Annotated in this window: 13 protein-coding genes; 6 read left to right on the forward strand and 7 right to left on the reverse strand. The window is 56.3% G+C overall.

What is annotated here, in order from left to right; genetic code table 11:
* Positions 1 to 5 precede the first annotated feature (5 nt).
* Positions 6 to 1,178 carry a glycoside hydrolase family 172 protein gene (locus QRD42_RS19495; protein ID WP_321987894.1) on the reverse strand — a complete coding sequence of 391 codons (1,173 nt, stop codon included), beginning with the start codon at positions 1,176 to 1,178 and terminating at the stop codon, positions 6 to 8.
* Between the two features lie 318 nt (positions 1,179 to 1,496).
* Here QRD42_RS19495 and QRD42_RS19500 point away from each other — a divergent pair, with 318 nt between their 5' ends.
* Positions 1,497 to 2,288 carry an inner membrane protein YpjD gene (locus QRD42_RS19500; RefSeq protein WP_072571535.1) on the forward strand — a complete coding sequence of 264 codons (792 nt, stop codon included), beginning with the start codon at positions 1,497 to 1,499 and terminating at the stop codon, positions 2,286 to 2,288.
* A gap of 19 nt (positions 2,289 to 2,307) precedes the next feature.
* Positions 2,308 to 3,594, forward strand: coding sequence for an HlyC/CorC family transporter (locus QRD42_RS19505; protein ID WP_072571536.1), 1,287 nt, complete (start codon positions 2,308 to 2,310; stop codon positions 3,592 to 3,594).
* Between the two features lie 47 nt (positions 3,595 to 3,641).
* Here QRD42_RS19505 and grpE read toward each other — a convergent pair whose 3' ends face one another.
* A complete protein-coding gene (grpE, locus tag QRD42_RS19510) occupies positions 3,642 to 4,235 on the reverse strand; it encodes a nucleotide exchange factor GrpE (protein WP_158684906.1) in 594 nt (197 codons plus the stop codon).
* 121 nt (positions 4,236 to 4,356) lie between these two features.
* On the opposite strand from grpE, the gene nadK reads away from it, so the two are divergent.
* From nadK to bamE, 3 genes are all read left to right on the forward strand, one after another.
* Positions 4,357 to 5,235, forward strand: coding sequence for an NAD(+) kinase (gene nadK / locus QRD42_RS19515; protein ID WP_072571539.1), 879 nt, complete (start codon positions 4,357 to 4,359; stop codon positions 5,233 to 5,235).
* A gap of 85 nt (positions 5,236 to 5,320) precedes the next feature.
* Positions 5,321 to 6,982, forward strand: coding sequence for a DNA repair protein RecN (recN, locus tag QRD42_RS19520; RefSeq protein ID WP_321987895.1), 1,662 nt, complete (start codon positions 5,321 to 5,323; stop codon positions 6,980 to 6,982).
* Between the two features lie 453 nt (positions 6,983 to 7,435).
* The gene (gene bamE / locus QRD42_RS19525) at positions 7,436 to 7,777 is read left to right on the forward strand and encodes an outer membrane protein assembly factor BamE (protein ID WP_072571541.1); all 342 of its coding nucleotides are present in this window, start codon (positions 7,436 to 7,438) and stop codon (positions 7,775 to 7,777) included.
* Between the two features lie 58 nt (positions 7,778 to 7,835).
* Here the strand turns inward: bamE and QRD42_RS19530 are convergent, their stop codons facing one another.
* Positions 7,836 to 8,132, reverse strand: a complete 297-nt coding sequence (locus QRD42_RS19530; RefSeq protein ID WP_072571542.1) for an RnfH family protein — start codon at positions 8,130 to 8,132, stop codon at positions 7,836 to 7,838.
* Complete coding sequence (locus QRD42_RS19535; RefSeq protein ID WP_199775938.1) at positions 8,122 to 8,559, reverse strand: type II toxin-antitoxin system RatA family toxin; 438 nt, start codon at positions 8,557 to 8,559, stop codon at positions 8,122 to 8,124. Before QRD42_RS19535 ends, QRD42_RS19530 begins: the two co-directional genes overlap by 11 nt.
* A 156-nt stretch (positions 8,560 to 8,715) precedes the next feature.
* Between QRD42_RS19535 and smpB the strand changes: the two genes are divergently transcribed.
* Positions 8,716 to 9,198, forward strand: coding sequence for an SsrA-binding protein SmpB (gene smpB, locus QRD42_RS19540; protein WP_072571551.1), 483 nt, complete (start codon positions 8,716 to 8,718; stop codon positions 9,196 to 9,198).
* 52 nt (positions 9,199 to 9,250) lie between these two features.
* Here smpB and QRD42_RS19545 read toward each other — a convergent pair whose 3' ends face one another.
* The 3 genes from QRD42_RS19545 to QRD42_RS19555 are packed head-to-tail and all read right to left on the reverse strand — an operon-like array spanning position 9,251 to position 13,910.
* Positions 9,251 to 10,420, reverse strand: coding sequence for an HlyD family efflux transporter periplasmic adaptor subunit (locus QRD42_RS19545; protein ID WP_072571544.1), 1,170 nt, complete (start codon positions 10,418 to 10,420; stop codon positions 9,251 to 9,253).
* 10 nt (positions 10,421 to 10,430) lie between these two features.
* Complete coding sequence (locus QRD42_RS19550) at positions 10,431 to 12,563, reverse strand: type I secretion system permease/ATPase (RefSeq protein WP_318374653.1); 2,133 nt, start codon at positions 12,561 to 12,563, stop codon at positions 10,431 to 10,433.
* A gap of 9 nt (positions 12,564 to 12,572) precedes the next feature.
* Positions 12,573 to 13,910, reverse strand: a complete 1,338-nt coding sequence (locus QRD42_RS19555) for a TolC family outer membrane protein (protein WP_321987896.1) — start codon at positions 13,908 to 13,910, stop codon at positions 12,573 to 12,575.
* Positions 13,911 to 13,952: the final 42 nt, after the last annotated feature.

The following is a 13,952-nucleotide window of genomic DNA, read 5'->3' on the forward strand; positions in this document are numbered from 1 at the left end:
ATTTTTTAGTGATTTTCTGCCGTCGCAAAAAGTGCTCCAGGGCTTGCCGCAATTCGCGCGTCAACAGGCTGCATTGTCAGTGGCGGCGTGGGTAATTTTTGATACCAGTACAGGGTGGAGGAAAGAGGGTTGGCGTGACCATGCTGCAGGGTGACGAGAATACGTTTTTTAAAATGAATCGGATCGGTGAGATGGAAGCGATAGCGGGTCTGGATACCTGCAACATGAGAGTCGTGTAACGACGAGCCGCAAAATAAGCTTTCCCGATCCTGTATCCCCCACGCCTGACTGAAATAATCTTCCGTTCCCGTCCCCTGGATCCTGCGCTCCAGCGGGGGATCATCATCAATAAATATCATCTCATCCCCTTCACCCCACTCTGTGCCCTGCCAGTGACGTACCGAGAGATTACAGCCGATATAATGTCCCTCACCTTCAATATCTAAAAGCCGGTAATGATACTCTGCACTGGTACAGGGAATATTCACTTCCGGGCTGTTGTCCTGCAATTCCGGTGCCCAGCCACGGCAGGGGTTTCCCCGCTTCCACCATGCATGGAAGTAAGCCACATCCGCAGGGTGTTTATCCGGATAACATTCAAAATCGATATTAAAGAACTGCCCGTAGGGAATATCGTTTTGATTTTCCACTTCAATAATCGCCCGTTCATTAAAAGGCATCGGCAGGTAACAGTTAAAGGCGGCGCTGCCGCCATTGCGATAACGCTCTTCCGGGCGGACGGTAACGGTAAAGGGCAGCGAATTGAAACCGGCGGAGATTGAATGACCGAGGCAAAAAAAATCGCCTAATGGCGCGATCACGGAGGGCTGCGTCTGATTATCCCAGTATATTTTTAACAGCACCTTGCGATAATAATCGGCATCATGTTCTTCCCAGCTAACCCCGAGAGCATTATTGATTTCGTTAATCGCCCCAACATATTGCCCGGCGACTGGATCAATTAACGCGGCGCCTTTAAGACGGCGACAAAACTGGGTCATCCAGATATGCGTAATGCACCCACTGCCCTGGATGTCCGCCAGCCGAATAGTTTCGCTAGGTGGAATGATCCAGTAATCCTGATTACGTCCACTTTGATCCCAACTGGATAACCTCCCGCTACGGGCGTTTCTTATCCGACAAATACCCTGCAAAAATCCTGACGTTTGCGCAGTCATAACTCACCTTTACTATATTTATCAAAAATAATAAAAGGCGTTAAAACGGATCAATCATCTTCCCGGACCACTCAACGCCTGGAGGAAAACCCATGCTAACTCGAGAGAGCAAATTAACCAGTGATTATATAGCTGGCAAATTGTTTCACGATGGAATGTGATTACACTCACCAAAAAAGGCTTATATTTAATCAGTGAATATATTTAAAGGCCATTACGGTACCCCTGGTGCCGCATGCAAAGTCTGATGCAACGGTTGGAGCCAGCGACACGTAACGTTATACTCCCTCTTCTGTCTTGCTTACTGTCGACACCACTATGCCCGTTTTTGCTCTGCTCGCTCTTGTCGCCTATTCCATCAGCCTGGCGCTGATTATTCCCGGTTTGCTGCAAAAAAACAGTGGATGGCGGCGCATGGCTATCGTCTCAGCCGTCGTTGCATTAGTCAGTCACGCCGTTGCGCTTGAAGCACGCATTTTTCCGGCGGGCGAAGGCGGCCAGAATTTAAGCCTGCTGAACGTCGGCTCGCTGGTCAGCCTGATGATTTGCACGGTAATGACCATTGTCGCCTCAAAGAATCGTGGCTGGTTGCTGCTGCCCATCGTCTACGCCTTTGCGCTGATCAATCTGGCCTTTGCCATTTTTGTGCCTAATGAATACATCACGCATCTGGAAACCACGCCGGGCATGATGGTACATATTGGCCTGTCGCTGTTCTCTTACGCGACGCTGATCATTGCCGCCATGTATGCCCTGCAACTGGCGTGGATCGACTACCAGTTGAAGAACAAACGCCTCGCCTTCAGCAGTGAAATGCCGCCGCTGATGAGCATTGAGCGTAAAATGTTTCATATCACCCAGATTGGCGTCGTGCTGCTGACCCTGACCCTGTGCACCGGGCTGTTCTATATGCACAACCTGTTCAGCATGGAAAATATCGATAAAGCCGTGCTGTCGATTATCGCCTGGTTCCTCTATATCGTGCTGCTGTGGGGCCACTATCATGAAGGCTGGCGCGGACGTCCCGTCGTCTGGTTTAACGTCGCGGGCGCAGGTCTGCTGACGCTGGCCTATTTCGGCAGCCGCGTGTTACAGCAGCTGGCAGGCTAACGAAACAAAGGATTTTCCCCTGGAACATATATCAACCACCACCCTCATCATCACGCTGATCATCATGGTAATCGTTTCGGCGTACTTCTCCGGCTCTGAAACCGGCATGATGACGCTGAACCGCTACCGCCTGCGCCACCTGGCGAAGCAAGGCAACCGCGCGGCTAAGCGCGTCGAAAAGCTGTTGCGTAAGCCGGACCGCCTAATCAGCCTGGTGCTGATCGGCAATAACCTCGTCAACATTCTTGCCTCAGCCATCGGCACCATCGTCGGTATGCGCCTGTACGGTAACGCCGGGGTAGCCATCGCCACCGGGGTGTTGACCTTTGTGGTGCTGGTGTTTGCGGAAGTGCTGCCGAAGACGATTGCCGCGCTCTATCCGGAAAAGGTCGCCTTCCCGAGTAGTTTCCTGCTCGGTCCGCTGCAAATCATCATGATGCCGCTGGTGTGGCTGTTAAATATGGTGACGCGCCTGCTGATGCGTATGGTCGGCATCAAGGCGGATGTGGTGGTCAGCGGCGCGCTCAGTAAAGACGAACTGCGTACCATCGTGAATGAATCGCGCTCGCAAATCTCCCGCCGTAATCAGGATATGCTGCTGTCGGTGCTGGATCTGGAAAAGGTCAGCGTTAACGACATCATGGTGCCGCGCAACGAGATTGTGGGGATCGATATTAACGATGACTGGAAGTCGATTGTCCGTCAGCTGACACACTCCCCGCATGGCCGCATCGTGCTGTGGCGGGATTCGCCGGATAACGCCATCAGCATGCTGCGCGTGCGCGAAGCTTATCGTCTGATGACCGAGAAAAACGAGTTTACCAAAGAAGTAATGCTGCGTGCGGCGGATGAAATTTACTATATCCCCGAAGGGACGCCGCTGAGCATTCAGCTGGTGAAATTCCAGCGCAATAAAAAGAAAGTCGGCCTGGTGGTCAATGAGTATGGCGATATTCAGGGTCTGCTGACCGTGGAAGACATTCTGGAAGAGATCGTCGGCGACTTCACCACTTCCATGTCACCGACGCTGGCAGAAGAAGTGACGCCGCAGAACGACGGCTCGGTGATCATCGACGGCACCGCCAACGTGCGTGAAATCAACAAAGCGTTTAACTGGCACTTACCGGAAGAAGAAGCGCGTACCGTCAACGGCATGCTGCTGGAAGCGCTGGAAGAGATCCCGGCCACCGGCACGCGGGTGCGGATCGGGCAGTATGATATTGATATTCTGGATGTGCAGGAAAATATGATTAAGCAGGTGCAGGTGATCCCAGTGAAACCGCTGCGGGACAGCGTCGGGGAATAAACTGGCCGGGTGAGGCGTTAGCCGCCACCCGGCACTAAAAACCCCGCTTAAGCTTTCGCTTTAGCGACGGTAACCATCGCCGCGCGCAGCGTGCGACCGTTCAGCGTATAGCCTTTTTGCATCACGCCCAGCACGTTACCGGCAGCCACTTCATCGGATTCCACCATGGCAATGGCCTGATGCACGTTGGGATCCAGCGGCACGTTAGTATCCGCCACGACGCCCACACCGAATTTACCCACCACATCCAGCATCGATTTCATGGTCAGCTCAATACCTTCGACCATCGGCGCCAGATCCGGGTTGGATTTATCGGCTACCTCAAGGGCGCGATCCAGGCTGTCGACCACCGGCAGCAGTTCGTTGATAAACTTCTCCAGCGCAAATTTATGCGCCTTTTCAACGTCCAGCTCAGTACGGCGGCGCAGGTTTTCCATTTCCGCTTTGATACGCAGCACGCTCTCGCGCTCGCGATTTTGCGCTTCGGCTAATTGCGCTTCGAGGTTCGCAATCTGTTCATCGCGCGGATCCACCTGCTCAACAGAAGCGTCTGACTCTGTCGCCTCGACCTCTTCGTGCTGTTCCGTGATAATTTCTTCCGGGGCTTGCCCCTCAGGCGTTTTCTGTTCTTTACTGCTCATGAATTTCTCCGCGTTTTTTTGCATTCATCTCGCTAACTTCGCTTATTATGGGGATATGTTTCCGGGATTCAAGGGAAGCAGCGAGATTGTCATCATCATCCGGCACAAGGATCTCCAGAATATGAATAATCATTTCAAGTGTATTGGTATTGTGGGACATCCCCGCCACCCTACCGCCCTGACCACACATGAAATGCTCTATCGCTGGCTGTGCGGTAATGGCTACGATGTCATTGTCGAGCAACAGATTGCCCAGGAACTTCGTCTCAAAAATGTGAAGACGGGCACACTTGCCGAAATTGGTCAGCAGGCGGATCTGGCGGTGGTGGTAGGCGGCGACGGCAATATGCTGGGAGCGGCGCGCACGCTGGCCCGCTATGACATCAGCGTCATCGGCATCAACCGTGGCAACCTGGGTTTCTTAACCGATCTCGATCCGGACAATGCTCAGCAGCAGCTGGCTGACGTATTAGAAGGCCATTACATCGCGGAAAAACGTTTTTTGCTGGAAGCGCAGGTCTGTCAGCAGGACTGCCAGAAGCGCATCAGCACCGCCATTAACGAAGTGGTGCTGCACCCTGGCAAAGTGGCGCACATGATTGAATTTGAAGTCTACATCGACGAAGTGTTTGCCTTTTCACAGCGCTCGGACGGCCTGATCATTTCCACGCCCACCGGCTCGACCGCCTACTCGCTCTCGGCGGGCGGCCCTATTCTGACGCCGCAGCTGGACGCCATTACGCTGGTGCCGATGTTCCCGCACACACTCTCGGCAAGGCCGCTGGTGATCAACAGCAGCAGCACCATTCGCCTGCGCTTCTCGCACCGCCGCAGCGATCTGGAAATTAGCTGCGACAGCCAGATCGCTCTGCCGATTCAGGAGGGTGAGGACGTGCTGATCCGCCGCTGTGACTATCACCTGAATCTGATCCATCCGAAAGATTATAACTATTTCAATACATTAAGTTCCAAGCTCGGCTGGTCAAAAAAATTGTTTTAATTTCAGTGCCAGGGCTTTACTGGATATAAAACCAGTTTATACTGTACGAAAACACAGTTATGGTTTTTCATACAGGAAAGCAGCTATGTTGGCACAACTGACCATCAGCAACTTTGCAATCGTACGTGAGCTTGAAATTGATTTTCACAGCGGGATGACCGCCATCACCGGGGAAACCGGTGCCGGTAAGTCTATTGCTATTGATGCGCTCGGTCTGTGCCTCGGCGGTCGCGCCGACGCCGACATGGTGCGCACCGACGCCTCGCGCGCCGATCTCTGCGCCCGCTTCTCCCTTAAAGACACTCCTGCCGCGCTGCGCTGGCTCGAAGCTAATCAGCTTGAAGACGGACGTGAGTGTTTACTTCGTCGCGTGATCAGCAGCGATGGCCGTTCCCGTGGCTTTATTAACGGTACGGCTGTCCCCCTCTCGCAGCTGCGCGAGCTGGGACAACTGCTCATCCAGATCCATGGCCAGCACGCCCATCAGCAGTTAATCAAACCTGAACATCAGAAATCCCTGCTAGACGGCTATGCCGGTGAGTCGGTGCTGATGCAGCAGATGGCGGAGCATTATCGTCAGTGGAATCTGAGCTGCCGCGAACTGGCGCAGCATCAGCAGCTCAGCCAGGAGCGCAGTGCGCGCGCTGAACTGCTGCACTATCAGTTGAAAGAACTCAATGAATTTAACCCGCAGACGGGCGAATTCGAGCAGATCGACGAAGAGTACAAACGTCTGGCTAACAGCGGCCAGCTGCTCAGCACCAGTCAGAGTGCGCTCAATCTGCTGGCGGACGATGACGACGCCAACCTGCAAAGCCAGCTGTATACCGCGCGTCAGCTGGTGACAGAGCTGGCGGGTATGGACACGAAACTTTCCGGCGTGCTCGATATGCTGGAAGAGGCTGCCATCCAGATCAGCGAAGCCAGCGAAGAGCTGCGCCATTACTGCGATCGCCTCGATCTCGATCCAAACCGTCTGTTCGAGCTGGAACAGCGTATCGCGAAGTATATTTCGCTGGCGCGTAAGCATCACATCAGCCCGGAAGAACTGGCGCAGTTCCATCAGAATCTGCTCGACGAACAGCAACTGCTGGACGATCAGGCCGACTCGCAGGAAACCTTATCGCTGGCGGTGCAAAAACATCATCAGCAGGCGCTGGCTACCGCGCAGCAACTGCATGCCGAGCGCGTGAAGTATGCGCAGGAGCTGGGTGGGTTAATCACTGAAAGTATGCACTCACTTTCGATGCCGCACGGCGTGTTTAACATTGACGTCAGTTTCGATGATCGCCATTTAACCCAGGAAGGCGCGGATCGCATCGAATTCCGCGTGACCACTAACCCGGGTCAGCCGTTGCAGCCGATTTCAAAAGTGGCCTCCGGTGGTGAGCTTTCGCGTATCGCGCTGGCCATCCAGGTGATCACCGCCCGTAAAATGGAAACCCCGGCGCTGATTTTCGATGAAGTGGATGTGGGGATCAGCGGCCCGACCGCGGCGGTGGTTGGCAAACTGCTGCGCCAGCTGGGCGAATCCACGCAGGTAATGTGCGTCACCCACCTGCCGCAGGTGGCGGGTTGCGGGCATCACCACTTCTATGTCAGTAAAGAGACGGACGGCGCCATGACCGAAACGCACATGCAGCCGCTGGACAAACGCGCCCGTCTGCAGGAGCTGGCGCGTCTGCTGGGTGGCAGCGAAGTTACCCGTAATACGCTGGCAAACGCCAAAGAGCTGCTGGCGGCCTAAACTTTTTCAGCAATTCAGAGTCATAGTGAAACATTAAATCGCCGTAAGACCGGATACTGCTACACATACACCTTCAGGCAGCCAACGATGAGGCAGTCTGAAGGATGAAGTGTATACACAAAAGCATTCAGGTTGCATCAAGGCGGCAAGCGAACGAATCCCCGGGAGCATAGTTCACTATGTGACTGGGGTGAGTGAACGCAGCCAACGACGAGGCAGCCTGAAGGATGAAGTGTAATTACACAAAAGCATTCAGGTTGCATCAAGGCGGCAAGCGAACGAATCCCCGGGAGCATAGTTCACTATGTGACTGGGGTGAGTGAACGCAGCCAACGATGAGGCAGCCGGAAGGATGAAGTGTATAAAGGTTTTAATGTGACTAAAGGTCTATTATCATCGGCATATTACCAATGAGCCGCGTACTGCTCTGGCCCGAAAAGGAATGAAATCACTATGCGCTGTAAAACGCTGACTGCTGCCGCAGCGGTTCTTCTGATGTTGACCGCAGGTTGTTCCACTCTGGAGCGAGTGGTGTACCGTCCTGATATTAATCAGGGCAACTACCTGGCACCTAACGACGTATCTAAAATCCGTATCGGTATGACGCAACAGCAGGTTGCTTACGCGCTCGGCACGCCGATGGTGACCGATCCGTTCGGTACTAACACCTGGTTCTACGTCTTCCGTCAGCAACCCGGCCATGAAGATGTGACGCAGCAGACCCTGACGCTGACCTTTAACAGCAACGGCGTTCTGACCAACATCGATAACAAGCCTGCCCTGACTTCGCAGTAAGGGTACAGAAAAACAAAAAGGTGCTCATGAGCACCTTTTTTTATGGCCTGCGAAACCCTTACTTCTCTTTGTCCGCGCTTTTTTCTGCCCGCTTGCGACGCAGCTCTTTCGGATCGGCGATCAGCGGGCGGTAAATCTCAACGCGATCGCCATCGTGCAGCTCGTCGGCCAGCTTCACCGGGCGGCTGAAAATACCGACTTTGTTTCCGGTCAGCGAAATATCCGGCCGCAGTTCCAGCAGCCCGGAGGCGCGGATTGCCTCTTCAACGGTTGCGCCCTCGTTCAGCGTAACCCGTTGCAGATACTGCTTTTCCGGCAGCGCATAGGCCACTTCCACCACCATCTTACCCGGCACTGTAAACCTCTTTGGCGCGATGGGTAAAGGCCTGCACCATGTTCATCGCCAGCTCTTTAAAGATGCGGCCAAACGCCAGTTCAATGAGCTTATTGGTGAATTCAAAATCAAGCTGAAACTCGACGCGGCAGGCCTCGGGGCTGAGCGGGGTAAATTTCCAGCCGCCCATCAGCTTTTTGAAAGGACCATCGACCAGGTGCATCAAAATGCTTTGATTGCTGGTCAATGTATTGCGTGTGGTAAACGTTTTACTGATGCCCGCTTTCGAAACATCCACGGCAGCGGTCATCTGCGTCGGACCAGACTCCAGCACGCGGCTACCGGTGCAGCCGGGCAAGAACTCCGGATAGGACTTCACGTCGTTTACTAACTGATACATCTGTTCTGCGCTGTAAGGCACTAACGCAGATCGGCTAATCTGAGGCATAGCGTTTTCCTGGGATCTACACCTTATAAATAATAACATCTCCCTCCCAGGAAAGGAAAACGCTTAGCCGCAACTCGTGCTAATATAACGCGTTACACCTCGCAGGACGGAATGGGGTGTTTTTATAACATCAGATTACCTATACTGAGCGGCATTATGACCAAGAAAAAAGCACACAAACCTGGCTCAGCCACCATCGCGCTCAACAAGCGCGCCCGCCATGAATATTTTATCGAAGATGAATTTGAAGCGGGTCTGGCCCTGCAGGGCTGGGAAGTTAAATCGCTGCGCGCCGGCAAAGCCAACATCAGCGACAGCTATGTCATCCTGATCGATGGCGAAGCTTTCCTGTTTGGCGCCAACTTTACGCCGATGGCCGTCGCCTCCACCCATGTGGTTTGCGATCCCACCCGTACCCGCAAACTGCTGCTGAACCAGCGCGAGCTGGATACGCTGTATGGCCGTATCAACCGCGATGGCTATACGGTGGTGGCGCTGTCACTGTACTGGAAGAACGCCTGGTGCAAAGTGAAAATCGGCGTGGCGAAAGGTAAGAAGCAGCACGACAAGCGTAACGATGTGAAAGATAAAGAGTGGGCGGTGGATAAAGCCCGCATTATGAAACACGCGGGCCGTTAAATCCGTGCTTCTCCCCTCACCCCGGCCCTGATTTGCCGGGAGGGGGGCGAAATTACCGCTCCCGCAACGCCTCGTTGACCTTGTTCAGCGGCTTGATGAGATAATCCATAACCGTTTTCTGTCCGGTCTTGATCTCCACGTTCGCCACCATACCCGGTAAAATCGGGAAGCTTTTGCCGCTCTTGTTATGCAGCTCGGCTTTTGAGGTGCGCACATACACCCGGTAATAAAACTGATCCCGCTTCACCTCATCCTGCAAGGTGTCCGGCGATACCACTTCCACCTTGCCGCTTAAATCCCCGTAAATTGACGAATCATAGGCCGTCACCTTTACGGTAGCCGGTAAGCCCGGACGGATATAGGCAATATCCCGCGGATTGATGCGCGTCTCAACTAACAGCTGATCTTCTAACGGCACGATCTCCATCAGCTTGCCGCCCGGTTGCAGCACGCCGCCGACGGTGGTCACCTGAATGTCTTTTACGATGCCGCGCACCGGCGAAAACAGCGAGGCGCGATCCACCTGGTCCGCTTTACCGGACATCACCTGGATCTGCGCGTCCAGATCGGCATTGTTTTTCACCTGCTCCTCGCGGGCGCGCACCGCAAACTGGTTACGGGCATCGTCGATTTTGCCCTGCAACTCGGCGGCCTGCCGTTGCAGGCGGATCACCTCCACCTGGCTCGCCGCCCCTTTGGCCACCAGCGGCTGCGTCAGACGCAGCTCCGACATCACCAGCTGATAGGTTTTTTGCAGATTCGCTACCGTCTCATTGAGGTTTCGCCGCCGCGACTCATACAGCTGCCGCTCACGGGCCACCAGGTCCGGCTCGCGCATTGACTCGGCGCTAAAGCGCAGCGGCTCGCCGGTCAGTTCGGAACGCAGACGCTCGCTGGAGGCGCGCAACGTGCGCACCCGTGACGCCGCCTCGCCGTAGTTCGACTGAAAACGGGTAGGATCGAGGCGCGCCAGCAGCTGCCCGCGTTCGACAATATCCCCCTCTTTCACCAGCAGACCGCTGACGATGCCGCCGTCGAGGCTGTCGATCACCTGCGCGTGGCTGGAGGGGGTGATCTTGCCGGTACCGACCGTCACTTCATCCAGCACCGCCCACCAGGCCCAGACGACAAAAAACAGCAGGCCGATCAGCGTCAGCCAGATCACCGAGGAGTAAAAGCGGCCCTGGCGCGCCAGATCGTCCTGCATACTTAATTGACTCATGGCGTTCTCCTTATGCGACTGACGAGACGCTGCTGTTGCGCACCGCCTGCTTGATCAGCGTATCGCGCGGCCCGTCGGCAACGATTTTGCCGTTCTCCATTACCACAATGCGGTCCACCAGATTGAGCAGCGCCGGACGGTGCGTTACCAGTACCAGCGTGCGCCCGGTCAGCCACTGGGAGAGCTGGCGGATCACCCAGGCTTCCAGTTGCTCATCCATCGACGCGGTGGGCTCATCCATCAGCACAATCTGCGGATTGCGCACGATCAGGCGGCTTAACAGCACCATCTGCCGCTGTCCGCCGGACAGCCCGCGCCCGCCCTCGTTGATCAAACGGTCGAGGCTGGCGGCATCCTGCTGCACCATACCGATCGCCCCGCTGATGCGCAGCGCCTGGATCAGCTCCGCTTCGGTGGCGTGGGGATGGCCGAGCATCAGGTTTTGTCGCAGCGTGCCAAAAAACAGCCGCGAATCCTGGGAAAGGTACCCCAGCTGGCGACGTACATCGCCAGGATCGATATGCGCCATATCCACGCCATCAATGATCACTTTGCCTTTACTGGCCTGCGCCTGACCGGAGAGCAGTTTCAGCAGGGTGGATTTTCCGGCGCCGGTTTTTCCGAGGATCGCCACGCGTTCCCCCGGTTTGATCGTAAGTTCGGGGATCTGCACCGCCTGCTCGCCCTTTTCCACATCGTAGCTGTACTGCACCTGCTGCATCTGGAAATGGCCTGCCAGCACCGGGCAGTGCGCCATTTTTTCCCCCGCGGTTTTATCCAGCGGTTTTTTCAGCAGATCGTTCAGGCCGTTCATCGCCGTTTTGGCGTGCTGCCAGCGGGAGAACACCATAGTGAGCTGCATCAGCGGCGCGATGGTACGCGACGACAGCAAGCTACAGGCCACCAGCGTCCCGGTGGTGATACTGCCTTCCATCACCAGATAACAGCCGAACACCAGCATTCCGGCGTAGGTAATTTGCTGCACGGTGGAGGCCCAGCCGCTGAGCCGTGCGCCCCACACGCGCTGCTTCATGCCGATCCCCGCGCCTACCGCATGAGTGTGTTCCCACTGGCGCTGGAAATAGGGTTCCGCCTGGAGCGCTTTGATGTCCTCCACCCCTTCGATGGACTCCACCAGCACCGCGTTACGAATGGCGCTTTCGCGCATCCCCTCTTTGGCCAGTTTCGCCATTGGCCACTGCACCAGGATGCCGGGGATCACGATCAGCGGAATAGCGATCAGCGGGATCGCCACCAGCGGGCCGCCCACCAGCGTCATAATGCCGAGGAACAGCAGCACGAACGGAATGTCCATCGCCGCACCGACGGTGGTGGAGGTCAGCAGCTCGCGCACCTGATCGATTTCACGCAGCTGGGAAATAAACGAACCGGTGGATTTCGGACGGGCATCGTTTTTGATCGCCAGCGCGCGGGCAAAAAACAGCGACGAGACGTTGAGATCGATATGCTTACCCATAATGTCCGACACATGGGTACGGGCGAGACGAATAAAAAACTCCAGCATGGCGGCGAACAGCACGCCGATAAACAGCACCCACAGCGTGGGGATCGACTGGGCCGGGATCACCCGGTCGTACACCTGCATAGAGAATAAAATCCCCGCCAGCGCCAGCACGTTGCCGAGCAGTGAGGCGAGCGCGATCTCCGACAGCTTGCGTCCGCTGTGGCGAAAGTGCCGCCAGAACCAGTGCGCTTCCCAGGGTTTGGTGAAATCATCAATGCGTGCATCGCGGCCACGGGCGGCAATGCCCAGCATCACCACCTCCGGCCTGACGCGGGTGAGCAGCGTTTCCAGCGGCTCTTCGCGCACCAGATCGCCCCCTTCCGACAACCAGTAGGTCGCCAGCCCGTCGGCGTCAATAGACTCCAGCAGCATCAACTCCCCGGACTCCAGCTGGACGATCACCGGCAGGTTTTGCGCGTTCCAGCGCATACGCTCCAGCGGCACCGTGCGCACCTGTAGCCCCATCAGGCCGCTTAAGCGCTCCAGCCGGGCGCTCTGCGGCAGCGCTTCAAACCAGCGCATTTGCTGGCGCACCGCGGGGGCATCGGCAGGCAGGCCGAATCGCCCCGCCGCGCGCACCATGACATTGATCCAGCTTTCGGTATCAGGCTCTTGCATTACTGCTCCTTAAAGTGAAGGCAGGGTATCGCCAATAGTGCGGCTGCGTTCAATGCCCAGCATATCCAGCAGATTATCTGCGGCGCCGGCATAACGGACGGCGGCGTCCCAGGCGTCATAGCGCGCGGTGATCGAGGCCGTGTCTGCCTGAAAGACATCCTGTTCAATACTCAGAAGATCGTTGAGGCTGCGCTTGCTGAGACGATACTCATCGCGGTACACCTCGCGGGCGCGATCGGCGCTGATAAACTGCGCGTCTCCTGCCCGCTGGCGCTGCTGCGCCCCGGTGAGATCCGCCCAGGCGGTGGCGGCGCGCTGATTCATCTCCAGTTTGCTGGCCTCCACCTGGGCGCGGGCGTTGGCGCGGTCGCCTTCTGCCGCATCCACCCGCGCGCTGACCGCACCGCCCTGATAGAGGGGCGCGTCCACGACAAGCTGCACCTGGTCATCCCAGTAGCTGCTATTTTCGTTCTGATAACGGGTTCGCCCCGCCTGTACCGACACCGTCGGCCAGTGCTGGGCCTGCACCTGACGGATGCGCTGTTCCGCCGCCAGCTGTTTCGACTGGGCGCTGCGCACGGCATTGCTGCGCTCGTACGGCAGCGATTTGAGGGTAATTTTTTGTTTCATCAGATCGTCAGGCAGATCCGGCAGCGTATCCGACACCACGCCGGTCAGCACGCTCAGGGCAGCCTGCGCGGAGCGGGTCTGGGCTTCGTACTGTGCGAGCGTGGCGTTCAGCCCGGCGATGCGCGTCTGCGCCTGTAAAACGTCAGACTGCGAGCTCAGCCCGGCCTGGGCGCGCAGATCCGCCATCTCCTGCACCGCCTTCAATGAGGCGATATTTTTACGCGCCGCGTCCGCCAGCGCCTGATGACGCTTGACCTGCAAGTAGGTTTGCAGCGTCTCCATGCCGACTTCATTAAGTGCATTGTAGAGATCGTAACGCCAGGCATCCGACAGCTCATGCTGCTCGTCAATGCTGCCGCCGGTTTTACCAAAGTCGTAAATCAGCTGTTTTAAGCTGACGCCCCCCGCGCCGTTACTGCTCAGCGATCCGGCCGAATCGGTACGGTGCGAACGTCCGACGTTCCCCTGTAAAGACACCTGTGGAAACCATGCGCTTTCCGCTTCGGAAAGATTGGCTTTCCCCACCTGGATTTGCGCCGCCGCCTGAGCAATTTTTGGATTGCGGGCGAAGGCGCGCAAAATAGCCTCTTTGATGGTCAGCTGCGCCTGGAATTGTTCGCCGGGCGCGGTCTGCCACTGATACTCCTCAGCCCAGGCTGGCAGTATCGCTGTTCCGGGCACTGCCAGCAGCAACAGCCCTATCGTCGCTAATTTCATGATCCCACCTTTGGCTGCCCGTGGTGATATTTTACGTTCCCT

It is taken from the genome of Enterobacter sp. PGRG2 (assembly GCF_030291195.1).
Taxonomy (GTDB): Bacteria; Pseudomonadota; Gammaproteobacteria; order Enterobacterales; family Enterobacteriaceae; genus Enterobacter_D.